This window comes from Aliirhizobium sp. YIM B11859 (genome assembly GCF_057163345.1).
Genome location: NZ_JBXHAY010000002.1, coordinates 959,476 through 975,732, shown reverse-complemented (window position 1 = coordinate 975,732; position 16,257 = coordinate 959,476). Strand labels below are relative to the sequence as shown.

General features: G+C 58.3%; 15 protein-coding genes and 1 tRNA gene. 12 read left to right on the top strand and 4 right to left on the bottom strand.

Going from position 1 to position 16,257, the window contains the following annotated elements; all coding sequences use genetic code 11:
- The first annotated feature begins 575 nt into the window (after positions 1–575).
- Together AC2GXZ_RS10975 and AC2GXZ_RS10970 are read left to right on the top strand one after the other, a co-directional pair.
- Positions 576–1,223, top strand: a complete 648-nt coding sequence (locus AC2GXZ_RS10975; RefSeq protein ID WP_483759174.1) for a CatB-related O-acetyltransferase — start codon at positions 576–578, stop codon at positions 1,221–1,223.
- 745 nt (positions 1,224–1,968) lie between these two features.
- The gene (locus AC2GXZ_RS10970) at positions 1,969–3,015 is read left to right on the top strand and encodes a capsular polysaccharide export protein, LipB/KpsS family (protein ID WP_483759409.1); all 1,047 of its coding nucleotides are present in this window, start codon (positions 1,969–1,971) and stop codon (positions 3,013–3,015) included.
- 449 nt (positions 3,016–3,464) lie between these two features.
- On the opposite strand, the gene AC2GXZ_RS10965 is transcribed toward AC2GXZ_RS10970, so the two are convergent.
- The 3 genes from AC2GXZ_RS10965 to AC2GXZ_RS10955 all read right to left on the bottom strand — a co-directional run bounded on the left by AC2GXZ_RS10965 (position 3,465) and on the right by AC2GXZ_RS10955 (position 5,897).
- Positions 3,465–5,186, bottom strand: coding sequence for a tyrosine-type recombinase/integrase (locus tag AC2GXZ_RS10965; protein ID WP_483759173.1), 1,722 nt, complete (start codon positions 5,184–5,186; stop codon positions 3,465–3,467).
- Positions 5,183–5,590, bottom strand: a complete 408-nt coding sequence (locus AC2GXZ_RS10960; protein WP_483759172.1) for a helix-turn-helix transcriptional regulator — start codon at positions 5,588–5,590, stop codon at positions 5,183–5,185. The genes AC2GXZ_RS10965 and AC2GXZ_RS10960 overlap by 4 nt, the downstream gene beginning before the upstream one ends.
- Positions 5,591–5,807: 217 nt before the next feature.
- Positions 5,808–5,897, bottom strand: a tRNA-Ser gene (locus AC2GXZ_RS10955).
- Positions 5,898–6,202: 305 nt separating this feature from the next.
- Here AC2GXZ_RS10955 and AC2GXZ_RS10950 point away from each other — a divergent pair.
- From AC2GXZ_RS10950 to deoA, 10 genes are all read left to right on the top strand, one after another.
- Positions 6,203–6,529, top strand: coding sequence for a hypothetical protein (locus tag AC2GXZ_RS10950; RefSeq protein ID WP_483759171.1), 327 nt, complete (start codon positions 6,203–6,205; stop codon positions 6,527–6,529).
- 113 nt (positions 6,530–6,642) lie between these two features.
- Positions 6,643–7,302: a peptide-methionine (S)-S-oxide reductase MsrA gene (gene msrA, locus AC2GXZ_RS10945; protein ID WP_483759170.1), complete on the top strand. Its 660-nt coding sequence runs from the start codon at positions 6,643–6,645 to the stop codon at positions 7,300–7,302.
- A gap of 233 nt (positions 7,303–7,535) precedes the next feature.
- Complete coding sequence (locus AC2GXZ_RS10940) at positions 7,536–8,528, top strand: BMP family lipoprotein (RefSeq protein ID WP_483759169.1); 993 nt, start codon at positions 7,536–7,538, stop codon at positions 8,526–8,528.
- 77 nt (positions 8,529–8,605) lie between these two features.
- Positions 8,606–10,132: an ABC transporter ATP-binding protein gene (locus tag AC2GXZ_RS10935; RefSeq protein ID WP_483759168.1), complete on the top strand. Its 1,527-nt coding sequence runs from the start codon at positions 8,606–8,608 to the stop codon at positions 10,130–10,132.
- 94 nt (positions 10,133–10,226) lie between these two features.
- Positions 10,227–11,330, top strand: a complete 1,104-nt coding sequence (locus tag AC2GXZ_RS10930) for an ABC transporter permease (RefSeq protein ID WP_483759167.1) — start codon at positions 10,227–10,229, stop codon at positions 11,328–11,330.
- 3 nt (positions 11,331–11,333) lie between these two features.
- Positions 11,334–12,305 carry an ABC transporter permease gene (locus tag AC2GXZ_RS10925; protein ID WP_483759166.1) on the top strand — a complete coding sequence of 324 codons (972 nt, stop codon included), beginning with the start codon at positions 11,334–11,336 and terminating at the stop codon, positions 12,303–12,305.
- A gap of 2 nt (positions 12,306–12,307) precedes the next feature.
- Positions 12,308–12,700 carry a cytidine deaminase gene (locus AC2GXZ_RS10920; RefSeq protein ID WP_483759165.1) on the top strand — a complete coding sequence of 131 codons (393 nt, stop codon included), beginning with the start codon at positions 12,308–12,310 and terminating at the stop codon, positions 12,698–12,700.
- On the top strand, positions 12,697–13,494 hold the full coding sequence (locus tag AC2GXZ_RS10915; RefSeq protein WP_483759164.1) for a purine-nucleoside phosphorylase: 798 nt from the start codon (positions 12,697–12,699) through the stop codon (positions 13,492–13,494). The genes AC2GXZ_RS10920 and AC2GXZ_RS10915 overlap by 4 nt, the downstream gene beginning before the upstream one ends.
- 106 nt (positions 13,495–13,600) lie before the next feature.
- The gene (deoC, locus tag AC2GXZ_RS10910; RefSeq protein ID WP_483759163.1) at positions 13,601–14,374 is read left to right on the top strand and encodes a deoxyribose-phosphate aldolase; all 774 of its coding nucleotides are present in this window, start codon (positions 13,601–13,603) and stop codon (positions 14,372–14,374) included.
- 9 nt (positions 14,375–14,383) lie between these two features.
- Positions 14,384–15,694, top strand: a complete 1,311-nt coding sequence (gene deoA / locus AC2GXZ_RS10905) for a thymidine phosphorylase (protein ID WP_483759162.1) — start codon at positions 14,384–14,386, stop codon at positions 15,692–15,694.
- A 9-nt stretch (positions 15,695–15,703) separates the two neighbouring features.
- Here deoA and AC2GXZ_RS10900 read toward each other — a convergent pair whose 3' ends face one another.
- On the bottom strand, positions 15,704–16,246 hold the full coding sequence (locus tag AC2GXZ_RS10900; RefSeq protein WP_483759161.1) for a TIGR02281 family clan AA aspartic protease: 543 nt from the start codon (positions 16,244–16,246) through the stop codon (positions 15,704–15,706).
- Positions 16,247–16,257: the final 11 nt, after the last annotated feature.

Sequence of the window (16,257 nt, the reverse complement as noted above, 5' to 3'; positions counted from 1 at the left end):
CGGCGCAAAACAGGCCTTGTACCCTTCAAGTTGGGCTTTTGAGCTCGCGCCATTTCTCCATATTACCGCCGCGATGTGACCAGGTATCATTTGTTGAGCGAATTCATAGGCACGATCTAGATCGGCAGTGTACGGAGGAGGATAGAGTGCGTCCTCGCCTGTTGGGGTAAGCCAATGAGATTTTTTCTGTGATTGCCTTGTCCGTGCTTCCTCAATGTCAACCACAGTCTTCATCCATCCAACTAGCTTGGCGAGTTCCCCGTCCAGTCCCCGATCTGGCTTACTCGACGATTCGAGGAGTTCAATCAACCTAAAGTAGTCAGGCATAAGTCGATAGTCCCACGTTTCTCTGCTTCGACGACACGGGTTATGACATGCCTTTGCGCAAACGAGCAACCATGTCATCGCGCATGAGTTAATGTCTAGCCGAGCTGGATCTCGCGTTCTTTTGGTCTTTTTTACAATAAAATCCGCAGCCAAGCATCGAGGCGATTGACTTGCCCTAGATAGGTCACTCAGATGCGCCCCATGATTTGAGCTGGGTGGCTCGGGGGAATGGAAAAGACGGACCGGTAATGATTAGAGTTGCGCCGCGTAGCATCAAAAGAGATGTTGTTCTTTCTGTAGAAGATCCGATTTATGCCGATGTTGAGGCTGTATTTATTGGAAGTTGTTCGGTCGGTGCTTACACTTTTTTTGGGCAAGGCTGTCTTGTTGCGCAGTGTTCAATTGGAAGGTTCTGCTCAATTGCGCCCAATGTGACTATTGGCCTCGGTGAGCATCCGATCCATATGTTTTCTACTCATCCTGTGGTGTTCGGTGCTCATCGGGCCTTAGGTATTACCCGTGGGCTGGGAGGTCGGCGCGGAGAGCAAAAAAAGCCGCCGACTATCGGAAATGACGTCTGGATCGGAGCTAACGCCACGATATTGAGGGGCGTCGAAATCGGTGATGGCGCGATCATTGGTGCTGGCTCCGTAGTGAGCCGAGATGTCGAGCCCTATTCCATTGTCGGAGGACTGCCGGCCAAGGAAATCAAGAAGCGATTTCCTGAAGATGTAGCTTCGCGTCTTCAAGCGACAAAATGGTGGGACTTCGATATTAACCATTTAAGAGGGATCGATTTCGCCGAGATAGAAAAGTCGATCGAAGATATAGAGTTGCGCTTGGCGACCGCCGAGCCGCACAATTATCAATACTCCCAAATTTTGGGGCGCGCATGATCCAGTGGCTAGGCTGGGGGGGGCGACTGCCTAGAAAAAGCGTGAAAAATTAGAGCGCTGGCACACAGGGCAAGCGCTGGTGTGTTTGCTTTAACTGGTTTCCAGTTGGTGATCTTCGAAGAGGCTGCGCCACCTTCCCAGCTCACTCCTACTTCTTCGTTAGGCGCGATTTCTGATAGTAAGTCCGCAGCCGCTTGAATACGTGTCGTGTAGTGCGGTAGGCGGGCCGGCTCTTCAGAATGAGGAGGTGCCCACGCGGCCCCTAGGCGTGGTAGGCCCGTGTCGGGGTCCGTCTTCATTAGTGGAATGCTTTTCCATCCAAAAAATTGTGCAACCTCGATATCCAACTCCCTGTCACCTTCCGATGCAGTTAGTATGCGCCTCAATATTTCTTCGGCTTGCATTTTTATCGTCTCGTTCTTGGTCACGGTAGCCGTCTAGCCAAGGCTTCAAAGGCCGGCTATCACGGTGTTATGCGGACGTTTAGTTTATTTGGTTGGTTGCGATCGGTCCAGCGCGTGATCAGATATTAGCTACTTTCGCACTGGCTTCCTGTTTCTAACGGAGCAAATTGGCTTTGCCCTAGTCGATTACTGGGAAGGCTGCTGGAGGTCAAAGGCTTGATCCACTTAGTTCAGCGATCTAACGGACCTTTTCTTGAATTGCTTTTCTCTTTTGGAAATGAGACGAACCAGCTATGGGCGGGAATTTGCATAAATGGCTGGCATCATTTCTATCCCGGGCGATGCCACGGCTCGAACCACGCTCTTATGTGCTGGGCTTCAACACCTGGAAGCACTTTATCAAGCACTGGCTTGTGGGTGAAAACGTCGCCCGGCGCAACAGGCATATCGGCAGACTGCGGTTCTATCTCCTGATCGCGCCCTTCATGCTGATGCGAAAAGGCTCGAAGGTTTATGTCTGGGGCTACAAAATTCCCGCCTTCATCGAAGATTTCTGTCAGCGGCATACCATCCCGATCACTAGGGTCGAAGATGGTTTCCTTCGCTCGATTGCGCTCGGGGCTACGCGGGCTCCGCCCATTTCACTCTGCTTTGATAGCTCAGCCATGTATTTCGATGCGACAAGGCAGTCCGATCTTGAGCGCATCATCGAGACCTACGATTTTGATGCCGATCCTCAATTGATCGAACGAGCAAAGGCCGGCATCGGTGCATTGGTTGCATCCAGGCTGTCGAAATACAACACGTCGAAGGATGTCGATATCGATGCTATATATGGCCCGAAAACATGCAAACGTGTCCTCGTCGTCGGGCAGGTGGAGGGTGACGCCTCAATCGAGAAGGGTTGCGACCGGAGGCTCGACAACAACGATCTCGTGAATATTGCTGCCGATGAAAATCCGGGTGCGCAGATTATCTACAAGCCGCATCCCGAACTGCTGCACGGCACACGGCCATACCAGTCAAACCCTCGCGACGTCGGCCATCTGGCTATGATCCTCGAGCAGGACATAACGCTCGCGGATGCCTTCAAGACCGTTGATCACGTCTACACGATCACGTCGCTATCTGGTTTCGAAGCGCTGATACGCGATATTCCGGTGACCTGCGTGGGCATGCCATTTTATGCCGGTTGGGGAGCAACGGACGATCGCCAGCGATGTGATCGCCGGACGGCGAGGCGCACGCCAGTGGAGATTTTCGCCGCGGCCTACATCCTCTATCCCCGCTATTTTGATCCGGAGCATCACGAAGAACTTGATTTCGAAGGGGCCCTCGCGCTTCTCGCCTCGATGAGGCGCCGCATGCAAGCCGCTCTTTCAGAGTAGGCGGCGGCCCAATAGGGTGGTCACCGCGCCGACGCCGCCCTCGGCCGAAGTGGCCTGATCACACGGTTCTGCATTGGCGTCGCTGCCTATTGGACGTGGGCGAACTTGTCGCCTATATTATCTGTGTTCTGGCCCTTGGGATTAAGGGGGTTCGCTTCGGCGGATGGCGCGCTGGGCCCGGCCCGTTCCAGAGCGGCCCGTATTTTTCTCCACTCTTTATTCCAGCCGATATGATCGTAGATCAGTGGATCTGTCGAACGGGGCAAGCTCGCAATTGATGAGCGCTCACGCCGCTTCGGCTGTGTGTGGTTCCCGGTAAATCGCCGCTTATCCAACAATTGTGATTTGAGATACGGCGACCTGTGTCGCCGCCGCACCTTTCTCGATTTTGCCCCGCCGCTCCAACTGCGCGGACAGCGAAACAGAGGCCTGCTAGCCTGATTCTAAGCCTATTCCGTCTTCAGCATCGCCATCATCTTCTCGATAAATTCTTCGACGGTTTGCTGAAGCTGCACGCGTGCTTTCGGGGTAAGGCTGCGCGTGTTGATACCAAACTGCAGCTCGCTCCGGCCCCGAATTCCCGAGAACAGTTCGTGCTGCCTCGCTTCGCTGATCGCTCCGTAGTGATCCAGCGTCGTCTTCAAGTTGTCATGCCCAATGCCCTGACTGAGGGCCTTCGCTTCCTCCAGATTTGAAGCCCAGCGAAAGATCATCGAGCCGATCGTGTCGCGTACGCGATGCGGGGTGAAATGGTCGATGCCACTGTTGACCGCAACGCGGGCGAAGATCTTTCCAACGGTCCCTTCGTCCTTCAGGGGTTCCCAGCCGGAGCCGTTTCTGGCGCCAAATGCGTAACGTGCTCCTCTTGGGAAGAGAGGTGTCTCGCCGGTGGCTCCCTGTGCTCTCAAATCGGTGATCCAGTCGGAAACGATTGCCTCGAACATCTCTCCAACCGGAAACCAATCCGAACGCATCGTTTTGCTGTTTTTGGTATCGACTTCGGCAGCCAGTTGATCCACCGTTTTCAGTGTCAGATCAACGTGCTTTATCTGCAAGGTGATGAGTGCCCCGACCCGAACGCCGGATAGGTAGGCGAATGCCAGCATCGCACGATTTCGGCGCTCCAAGAACGAGTTGCCGGGCATTGATTCCACCGCTGCAACGATCTCCTCGTGAGAGGGGTACTCCTTCGTGTTCGGCGCATTGGCGATATTTACCAGCCGGCGCGGGGGCGTGAAATAGTCGTGGAGATGCGACGGCACACACCCGTACCCAGGCTGCTCCGCGAGCCACTCGAAGAAGCCCTTCAGGTGAGTGAATGCATGAACCACGGTTTGTGCGGCGCGCGCTTTGCCATTGACACTCTTCTCTTGGAAGGCCGACTTAAAGAGTGCGATCGTTTCCTTGTCGACTTCGCGGAAGTCAACCTTTCCTGCCAGATCGACAAACTGCCAGATATGACGAAGGATCGCGTCGACGGTCTTGTCATGACGCCCACGAGCTTCCTTCACAAGCATCTGATACTCGTAGATTGCGAAAACGTTCGCGGTTTCGGCAGCGGAGGGCACGGCGATGACGTGCACTTTGGCGGCGTTACCCCTCTGAATCGCCTTGGATGGCAGTGGGACTGCTGACTGCGCCGGTTCCGCATGCGGCGCTCTGCTATTGCCGTCCGAAAAAACCTCTTCAATCACAATCGCAGAAGGGGAGCCGGAATCATTATTAGTCTTCTGGCTTCGTTCTAGGATTGGTTTTCTGAGCACCTGGAGAGCCTCGTAATCGCCGATCGACATGGACTTGTAGGCCGGCGAGGCCCTTTTGAGGCACGGAGTGGATACCGACATCCTTCCCTTAAAGGGGACAGCGTGAATTTTCGCCTCCAGAAGCGAATGGATGTCTTTGCATGTGACGCAGTACACCTCATGCAATTCCAGTCCGCGCTTCGCATTCTTCAGTCTATTCAGGTGGAAGGCATTCAGATGTTCACCCTTGAACAGGCGCTTGCGGCCGGACTGGTAGTGTACCAAGCCACGCTGCACCCAGTTCGTAAGGGTGTTTGCGCAGATCTCATAATGGCTGATCACACTTGCGCTGGTGTAGAGATAGTTTGCCTTTGCCTTGCGCGGGTCCTGAAGGTTGCGACGAGGGTGTCTGACCGGAGGCGCGCTCATGCGCATTCCTCCTTTTCGCGGCGCTCGTATTCGATCAGCGCTGCGAGGCACCAGCGCGTCGTGGTCCCTTGGAATTTGATGGGCTTGGGAAAAGTTTCCGACTTCTTCGCCCACCGCCAGATCGTCTGTTTTTTCACTCCGTAGCGCTGGGCGACCTCCTTATCCGACAGATAGGGGCCAAACGAAGCGGAGGCAGACGCCTTGTTGGGGACATTGATATTGGCGTTATCCGGAGAGGAGCCGGTAGAGATGCGCTTCGTCGAGCGCGTGTTTGCGTGCTGGGGCTCTATGCGACCGGAGATATTCTCCGTATCGTCGCCAAGGCCAGCCTTCATCGCAGCATAGCTGTTGTTGTGGGAGAGTTCGTCCAGGCTTAATGCCCGGCGAGGAGGAACGCTTTTCATGCTAAACCCTATTCCGCCTGTCGGCGAACAGATTGATTTAGCACGTCTTGCGCATGGACCTTTCGAGCCCGTGTTACGCGGTTTATCCGACTGCACCCGGATATGACAATCCCGGCACAGATAAAAATCACGAAAAAAAGGGCTGATGGGCTGAATGATGGGCCAGCTTATGTGCTGTATAAAAAACCAAGCAAAATCATCATATTAAGAAGATAAATGGCGGACAAGGTGGGATTCGAACCCACGGTACGCTTTCACGCACACACGCGTTCCAGGCGTGCGCCTTAAACCACTCGGCCACCTGTCCTTTGAGTGCTTTGCGTCGTCTCGGAAGCAAAGCGTTGGAACGGTCGCGATATATACCGATCAATTCTCAAGGATCAACCCGAATCTGAAGCTTTTTTGACATCGTCCCGGAAAGTTTGCCTGCGTTGCCAATCGCCCGCTCGCTCGCTATCCTCTCCGGAGCAATATCAAGGCATGTCCGGCAATGGCATTCGGCTGTTTTCGTGGCGATAAGCGGGAAAACAGCGAGTTGAAGCGCAGCACGTCATTTTCCGGGATCGTGAAGCGCCCCCGATGTTTTCCCGGTGAGGAAAAGGGATCTGCGCAGTGAACGCCGTTCGAGCAGTGTTACATGCCTTTAGTTTTGTTGCGCTTGTCGCAGCCATCCTTGTCGGCACGCTTGATTCCATCCAGTCGGTGTCCTCCTCTGGTGTCGTGCTTACCAGTCTCGGCAATGCCTGGCTCAGTCTCGATCCCGCAAGCCTGACACTGGCAGAACTGTCCGCCAATGACTATATAAGTGCCGATATCTGGCGTCCCTTTGTGGCACCTGTCCTGGCACAGCCGGCTTGCGGTGTGTTCCTCATTCTGGCGTTGATATTCTGGATGATCGGCTACAAAAGGCAATCATTCGCCGGGCGGTTCTCTGCCTGAATGCTGCGTCCCGGCGACGTGAAGGCCGACAGCATGCCTTGTCGCGGCATAAAGGCATGCACATGAGAGCGGCAAGCGCCAAGGTAATCATGTCGCGGAGTGAGGAGGCGAGCATGTTCCTGCGCGAGATCTTCAACAAAAAGACGGCCATGCCGTCGAGCGAAACAGCGTTGCCGGGACGGGCCAACCCCATCCCCACCGCGGATCTGCATTTCGTTAGCGGCCGCCAGCTGGATGGCCCTTATCCGGATGGCTTCGATACTGCCTATTTCGGCATGGGCTGTTTCTGGGGCGCCGAGCGGCTGTTCTGGAAACTGCCGGGCGTTTACGTGACGTCGGTTGGTTATGCCGGCGGGCTTACCCCCAATCCGACCTATCACGAGACGACGACGGGCCTAACCGGTCACGCCGAAGTCGTAAAAATAGTCTTCGATCCGAAAGCGGTGTCATACCGCCGGTTGCTGAAACTGTTCTTCGAGGAACACGATCCGACCCAGGGTATGCGCCAGGGCAATGACATCGGCACGACCTATCGTTCCGTCATCTACACGACGAGCGAAAGCCAGGCTACTGAAGCCCGTGATGCGCTTGACGCTTTTCAGGCGGCGCTGGCGCGTGCCGGCCGTGATGCGCTGATCACCACCGAGCTCGCGCCCGTCCCGGATTTCTATTATGCCGAGGACTATCACCAGCAGTATCTCGCCAAGAACCCTGCCGGCTATTGCGGCCTCAAGGGCACCGGTGTGTCCTGCCCGGTCGATAAAGTCGCCTGATCACCGGCGGCAACGCATCATGCGCCGCGGATTTATGCAGGTCCGCGGCCAAATTCATGCAGGCTGCCAAAGGGATAGGCGTTTTTACCAGTTGAAAAAAATCTGGTGAATTTTTGCCGCGCACATGCAAGAGTAGTTGCAGCCAAGCCTTCTAAGAGGGGGGCAGGTGACCGCTTGATGTCTGACTGACAGCTTTGCGGGAGGACCTAAACACTAAAAAACAGGGCTGCATGATGAAGAAAACCCTTTTGAGCCTTCTGGCCGTGGCTGCGATGTCGACCACGGCTCTGGCTGCTGAAATCAAGCCGGCGCTGGTCTACGGTACCGGCGGCAAATTCGACAAATCCTTCAACGAGGCCGCCTATGCCGGCGCCGAGATGTACAAGAAGGAAACCGGCACCGATTACCGCGATTTCGAGCCGACCAGCGACACGCAGGGCGAGCAGGCGATCCGCAACTTCGCAAGCCGCGGATACAACCCCGTTGTTGCGGTCTCCTTCGCCTGGACTTCGGCGATGGAAAAGGTCGCCGCCGAATTCCCTGACACCAAGTTTGCGATCGTCGATTCCGTCGTCGATCTGCCGAACGTCCGCTCGGTCGTATTCAAGGAAGAGGAAGGCTCTTACCTCACCGGCATCCTTGCCGGCATGGCCTCCAAGACCGGTAAGGTCGGCTTCGTCGGCGGCATGGATATCCCGCTGATCCGCAAGTTCGGCTGCGGTTATGTCCAGGGAGTAAAGGCTGCCAATGCCAAGGCTGAAGTCTTCCAGAACATGATCGGCACGACGGGTGCTGCCTGGAACGATCCGGTTCGCGGCGGTGAGCTGACCAAAAACCAGATCGACCAGGGCGCGGATGTTATCTACGCGGCAGCCGGCGCTTCGGGCCTCGGCGTGCTGCAGACGGCTGCCGACAACAAGAAATTCTCGATCGGCGTCGACAGCAATCAGAACCACCTTCATCCGGGCTCGGTATTGACCTCGATGGTCAAGCGCGTCGATCTCGCCGTCTACAATGCCTACAAGGATACGGCTGCCGACAAGTTCACCGCCGGCGTCCAGTCCAACGGTATCAAGGAAGACGGCGTAACCGCTGCGATCGACGAAAACAACAAGTCGCTTATCACCCCTGAAATGCAGGCAGCCGTCGACAAGGCCAAGGCCGATATTGTCGCCGGCACTGTCAAGGTGCACGATTACATGTCGGACAACGCCTGCCCGATGTAAGCTATCTGTCGAAGGGGCGTGTGGCGGTTTCCGCCATGCGCCCTTTTTGCATATATAAAGAGAGCAAGGTCGAGCCTTTGAACCTTCAGTCTTCCGCAAACGAGCCCGCGATCGAGCTTGTCGGCATCGACAAGAAATTCGGCGCAGTCCACGCCAACAAGGATATCAACCTCACCGTCGGCAAAGGGTCCATCCACGGCATTATCGGCGAAAATGGCGCCGGCAAGTCGACGTTGATGTCGATCCTCTATGGTTTTTATCATGCCGACGGAGGCGAGATCCGCATTCAGGGCAAGCCGGTTACAATCCGCGACAGCCAGGCGGCGATCGCTGCCGGCATCGGCATGGTCCACCAGCATTTCATGCTGGTCGAGAATTTCACCGTGCTCGAAAACGTCATGCTCGGCGCCGAGGGCGGCCAGCTTCTGGCCAAGGGTGTCGCCGGCGCGCGCAAGGAATTGAAGCGGCTCGAGAAGGATTATGGCCTCGAAGTCGATCCCGATGCGGTAATCGAGGAACTGCCGGTCGGCAGCCAGCAGCGCGTCGAGATCTTGAAGGCGCTTTATCGCGGCGCCGATATCCTGATCCTCGACGAGCCGACCGGTGTTTTGACGCCGGCCGAGGCGGACCACCTGTTCCGCATCCTCCAGGTCCTGCGCGATCAGGGCAAGACGATCATCTTGATCACCCACAAGCTGCGCGAGATCATGGCGATCACCGATACGGTGTCGGTCATGCGCCGCGGCGAGATGGTGGCGACCCGAAAGACCGCCGAAACCACGGTTGCCGAACTTGCCGAACTGATGGTCGGCCGCCGCGTTTTGCTGCGTGTCGAAAAGGACGATGCCAATCCCGGCCCTGTTCTCCTGTCGGTGAAGAACCTGACCGTGAAAGACGGTCGTGGCGTCACCATGGTCGACGACGTTTCCTTCGATGTCCGTGCAGGCGAGATCGTCGGTATTGCCGGTGTCGCAGGCAACGGCCAGTCGGAACTCCTGGAAGCAATCGCCGGCATTCGCAAGCCCGTATCCGGTCAGATCCTCGTCGAAGGAAAGCCGGTTGAAGCGGCCGATCCGGCACTGCTGCGCAGGCTCGGCCTCGCCCATATTCCCGAGGACCGGCACCATATGGGTCTGGTGCTGAAATTCGAGGAATACGAAAATTCCATCCTCGGCTACCATCGCGATCCGCGTTATGGCCGCGGCATGCTGCTCGACCCTGCAACGATCCGCAAAGATGCCGAGGAAAAGATCGCCAAATACGATATCCGCCCGCCAAATGCGCGGCTGAAGACGGCAAACTTTTCCGGCGGCAACCAGCAGAAGATCGTTGTCGCCCGCGAGATCGAGCGCGATCCGAAAATGCTTCTGATCGGTCAGCCGACACGCGGTGTCGATATCGGCGCGATTGAATTCATCCACCGCCGCATCATCGAAATGCGCGATGCCGGTAAGGCCGTGTTGCTGGTCTCGGTCGAGCTGGACGAGATCCGATCGCTCTCGGACCGGATTCTCGTGATGTTTGCCGGCAGGATCGTCGGCGAAAAGCCGGCGGATGCCGATGAAGGGTCGATCGGCCTGATGATGGCGGGGATCGCCGCGTGACGATGCCTGATGGAAATTCGGTTCTGGAGTCTGCAATGAAGCATGGGTGGATCATCCCCGGTCGGGTTGTCGCCGAACGGGCGGGAGGCGCAAGATGAGCACGGCTTCAGTTCCCTTGCCCGCCTGGATCAATTACGGCGTCATCCCGCTTCTCAATCTGGTGCTCGCCTTCTTCTTTTCCGGCCTGGTCGTCTGGGCGATCGGCGAAAATCCGTTCGAAGCGCTGAAACTGCTGCTGGTCGGCGCGCTCGGCCGCGGCGAAGGCATCGGCTTCACCCTGTTCTACACGACCAGCTTCATCTTCACCGGCCTCTCGGTGGCGGTCGCCGTCCATGCCGGCCTTTTCAATATCGGCTCCGAAGGCCAGGCCTATCTCGGCGGTCTGGGGGCTGCATTGGTGGCGCTGTCGCTCGACCATTATGTGCCCTGGTATGTGACGATGCCTTTCGCGGTCATCGGCGCGGCTTTGTTCGGCGCGGCTGCTGCCGCCATCCCCGCCTGGCTGCAGGCCTATCGCGGCAGCCATATCGTCATCACCACCATCATGTTCAACTTCATCATCTCGTCGCTGTTGAACTACGTGCTGGTGCGCCTGCTGATCGTGCCGCGCAAGATGGCGCCGGAAAGCCGCACCTTTCTCCCAGGCGGCCAATTGCCGAAACTGAGCTGGCTGATCGAGCTGTTCGGCGGCAAGCTGGGTGCCGCACCGCTCAACTTCTCCTTCCTCATCGCGCTGATCATGTGTTTTCTGGTCTGGGTGCTTATCTGGCGCACGAGGCTCGGTTACGAGATCCGCACACTCGGCGTCAGCCCGAGCGCCGCCGGTTATGCCGGCATCCGTTATGGAAAGATCGTCATGATCACCATGCTGATCTCTGGCGGTCTGGCCGGGATGATGGCGCTCAACCCGGTCATGGGCGCCTCCGGCCGCCTGCAGATCGAATTCGTCGGCGGCGCCGGCTTCGTCGGCATCGCGGTATCGCTGATGGGCCGCAACCACCCGGCCGGCATCGTGCTGTCGGCACTGCTGTTCGGCATTCTCTATCAGGGCGGCGCAGAGCTGTCCTTCGACATGCCGTCGATCACCCGTGACATGATCGTCGTCATCCAGGGCATGGTCATTCTGTTTGCCGGCGCGCTGGAATACATGCTGCGCCCGGGGATCGTCAGGCTCTACCAGACGGCAAGGGGGAGATAGGCCATGGAATATTTCGATACCTTCGTCAGCATCCTCGGCTCGGCCATCCGCCTTTCGATCCCGCTCCTGTTCACCGCTCTTGCCGGGCTGTTTTCCGAACGCGCCGGCATTTTCGATATCGGGCTGGAAGGCAAGATGCTGGCATCGGCTTTTGCCGCAGCCTGCGTCGCCTATTGGACCGGCAATGCCTGGGCCGGTCTCGGTGCCGGCATCGCCATATCGATCGCCTTCTCGATGCTGCATGGTTTTGCCTCTATCACCAATCGTGGCAACCAGATCGTCTCCGGCGTCGCACTCAATTTCGTCGCCGCCGGCGTGACGATCGTGCTCGGTCAGGCCTGGTTCAACCAGGGCGGCCGCACCGGTCAGGTGCCGGCTGAAGGTCGCTTCGGCGCCATCATCCTGCCCGGCGTGGACATGATGCGCGAGGTTCCGATCATCGGACCGCTTTATGCAAATGTCATCTCCGGCAATAACCTTCTCACTTATATCGCCTTCCTGATGGTGCCGCTGTCGTGGTGGATCCTCTATCGAACCCGCTTCGGCCTGAGGCTTCGAGCCGTCGGCGAAAATCCGGGTGCCGTCGATACGGCGGGCATTTCCGTCACCTGGCTGCGTTATCGGGCGCTGATCGTCACCGGTTTTCTCGCAGGTTTTGCCGGCACCTATCTGTCGATCGCCCAGTCGGCCGCCTTCATCAACAACATGTCCGCCGGTAAAGGGTATATCGCGCTGGCAGCGCTGATCTTCGCCAAGTGGAAGCCGGTGCCGGTCATGTTCGCCTGCCTGTTGTTCGGTTTCCTTGATGCATTCGCAAACTTCATGCAGGGCAAATCCCTGCCGCTCATCGGCGAGGTGCCGGTACAGATCTTCCAGGCTCTGCCCTATATTCTCACCTGTATATTGCTTGCAGGCTTCATCGGCGTGGCGCGTCCGCCCAAGGCCGGCGGTGTCGCCTACACGAAGGAACGCTGACCATGTCGCATGAATTGTTCGAGGCGGCCCGCAAGGCCATGGAGAGGGCGCATGCGCCCTATTCCAAATTCCCGGTCGGCGTTGCACTGAGGGCCGATGACGGCAAGGTCTATCTGGGCGCCAATATCGAAAACCTGTCCTTTCCTCAAGGCTGGTGTGCCGAGCCGACGGCCATTGGCGCCATGGTCATGGGCGGCGGAAAGAAGATCGTCGAACTGGCGGTGATTGCCGAAAAGCTGCCGCTCTGCACCCCTTGCGGCGGCTGCCGGCAGAAGATCTCGGAATTCGCCTCGGCCGAGACACGCATCTATCTTTGTGATGACCTCGGCGTGCAGAAGACCGTCACCATGGCCGAATTGCTTCCCTACGCTTTCGAGACGGATGTGATCGGATGACGACTGTCTCGGATCTGCTGGTTGAACGGTTGGATGGCCTCGTGCCGCGGGTGGCGATCGTGCTCGGCTCCGGACTAGGATCGCTGGTCGACGGCATGACCGATCAAATCCGCATCCCCTATGCCGAACTTGAGGGTTTTCCAGTCAGTGGCGTCACCGGCCACGCGGCAGAACTGGTTGCCGGTTATCTCGGGCGCGAGCCGGTGATCATGCTGTCTGGCCGCGCCCATTATTACGAGCGTGGCGATGCGCGCGCCATGCGGTTCCCGATCCAGGTCCTGAAGGGCATCGGGGTGCAGTCGCTGATCCTCACCAATTCCGCCGGCTCGGTGCGCCAGGACATGCCGCCGGGTTCCGTCATGCAGATCACCGATCACATCAATTATTCCGGCATGAACCCGCTGATCGGCGAACATGGCGACGGCCGTTTCGTCGGCATGACGAGCGCCTACGACACCGATCTGGCGCTCGCGATGCGCAACGCGGCGATCCGTGCCGGCGTGCCGCTATTCGGCGGTGTCTACATGTGGTTCTCCGGCCCGAGCTTCGAAACGCCGGCGGAAATCCGCATGGCCCGCACGCTCGGCGCCGATGCCGTCGGCATGTCAACCGTGCCGGAGGTCATCCTCGCCCGCTATTTCGGGCTGAAGGTTGCAGCCGCCTCGGTCGTGACCAACTACGGTGCGGGCATGACCGGCGCCGAGCTCAGCCACGAGGAAACCAAGGACATGGCGCCGATCGGGGGCGCGCGTCTTGCCGCAATCCTGCGAGAAATGCTGTCCGGCAACGCCTGACTTATCAGATGCATAGCGCTTATGCGCCATTTTACCCGGGTTCTGCGCCTTGCTTCTAATCGGTTGAACGCTAAAACTTGAACTTCAATCATAAGCGGAGAACATCATGGAACTGCATAGCCCGCGCGAGGCGGCGGCATTTGCCCTGTCTCTTCTTGACTTGACGAACCTGCGTGATGATTGCGACAACGCCGCGATCGAGAACCTGTGCCTGAGGGCGCAGACCCCTTATGGCAACACGGCGGCGATCTGCATCTGGCCGCGTTTTGTCGCCCACGCGCGCCAGATCCTCGGTGCCGGCCATCCGGTCCGTATCGCTACCGTCGTCAACTTCCCGTCTGGTGATCTTGCCGTAGCCGATGTCGTCGCGGAGACGCGCAAGGCGGTCGAGGAAGGCACAGACGAGATCGATCTCGTCATTCCCTACAAGGCTTTCATCGCCGGCGACGAAGCAGCCGTCACCGCCATGGTCGAGGCCGTCCGTGCAGCCTGCCCACAATCCTGCCTCAAGGTCATTCTGGAAACCGGCGAGATCCGGGATAGATCGCTCATCAAGCGCGCATCCGAACTGGCCATTGCCGCAGGTGCCGACTTCATCAAGACTTCGACCGGCAAGGTACAGGTCAATGCGACGCTGGAAGCCGCAGACATCATGCTGAGCGCGATCCGCGAATCGAAGGCGCGGGTCGGCTTCAAACCTGCGGGCGGTGTTTCCACCGTCGCCGATGCCGATCTCTATCTGAGACTGGCCGAAAGCATCATGGGGCCGAACTGGATCATGCCATCCACCTTCCGCTTCGGTGCCTCGAGCCTGCTGGACGATATCCTGGCGGTTCTCGCCGGCACGTCCTCGCCGCGCGCAGCCGCCGCCGGTTACTGACGGCGCCGTATGCTCCCGCAGGAAATCATCCGCCGCAAGCGTGACGGTCACATACTCTCGAAGGACGAAATCGGCGCCTTCATTGCGGGCGTAACCGAAGGAACCATATCGGAGGCCCAGGTCGCGGCTTTCGCAATGGCTGTCTTCTTTCGGGACATGTCTCAAGACGAGACAGTTTCGCTGACATTGGCCATGCGTGATTCCGGTTCTGTACTGAAATGGAGCAATATCGGCCGTCCGGTTGCCGACAAGCACTCGACAGGCGGCGTTGGCGACAATGTTTCACTAATGCTGGCGCCCGTTGCCGCAGCCTGCGGCCTGGCAGTGCCGATGATTTCCGGCCGTGGTCTTGGCCATACCGGCGGCACGCTCGACAAGCTGCAATCCATTCCCGGTTATGACATCGCTCCTGATCAGACCCGCTTTGCGCAGGTGGTGAAGAAGGTCGGTTGCGCCATCGTCGGGCAGACCGCCGATCTGGCACCCGCGGACCGTCGCCTTTATGCGATCCGCGACGTCACGGCGACGGTCGAATCTGTGCCGCTGATCACGGCCTCCATTCTGTCGAAGAAACTGGCGGCCGGGCTTCAGACGCTGCTGATGGATGTAAAGATCGGTACCGGAGCCTTCATGCAGGATATCGGGGAGGCTCGCCTGCTTGCGCGTTCGCTGGTCGATGTTGCGAGCGGAGCAGGGGTGCCGACGGTCGCCCTTATCACCGACATGAACGAACCGCTGGCAGATGCCGCAGGCAATGCCGTCGAGGTGATGAACTGTGTGGATTTCCTCAACGGTCGCAAGGCTGGAACACGGCTGGAATCCGTGGTTCTGGCCGAGGTCGCCGAAATGCTGGTCCAGGCGGGCTTGGGCGCGACACTTGCCGAAGGAACCCGGCTGGCGGCTGCGGCACTTTCATCCGGTCGGGCGATGGAGGCCTTCGCCCGCATGGTGCATGCGCTTGGCGGTCCCGCGGATTTCTGCGAGCGGCCACAAATCTATCTGCCGCAGGCGCCCATCATCCTCGACGTTCCGGCTCCGGCCGACGGTTATCTTTCGGCCTGCGATGCACGAGCCCTGGGCCTTGCCGTTGTGGATATGGGCGGCGGGCGACGTCAGGTTTCGGATGCTATCGATCACCGTGTCGGTTTCAGCGAGATCCTTCCGCTCGGCTCGGCCGTCACCAGGGGCCAGCCTATTGCGCGCGTTCACGCCTTATCTTTTGAACAGGCGGAGCGAGCGTCGGAGGCGCTGCTTGCTGCCTACCGCACCGACGAGCGCGCACCATTGCTTTCGCCGGCCATCATCGAGCGGGTCGACTGAAGATCATCGTTAATTGGCAAGCGTCAGGCTGCTGCCCTTGACCTGATAGGATTTCAGCTTCGTCAGGAAGCTCATGCCGACAAGCGTGCCGGACAGCGACGTGTCGCGCAGAACGAAGGCATCGACGTCGCGAACGCGAACATTGCCGATCTCGATCCGGTCCAGCACGACATGGGCCGCTTCCGTCTGGCCGTTCGCGGTATTGGCAGTATAACGGAAATCGAGATTGTTGCCGCCGAAACCAAGCTTGCGGGCCGTGCTTTCGTTGATCGCGACGAGCGATGCGCCGGTATCGACGAGGCCGGTTACAGGTTTGCCGTTGATGCGGAAATTGCCAACGAAATGCCCACGCCCATCGGCATCGAGCACGGTGCTGCCTGGTGTCACGGAAGCCGCCAGCGGTATGGTTGCTGCAGGTGCGGTGGTTGAGGGGGCTTGCGGCTGTGGTGCTGTCTGTTGCTGCGCCGGGTCATTACCCCGCTCGAGCAGAGCCGGGATCTGCGTTGCCAGGATGACAGCGACGGCTGCGAATATGGCGGTGCGGATGAGCATGATCTGTCCCT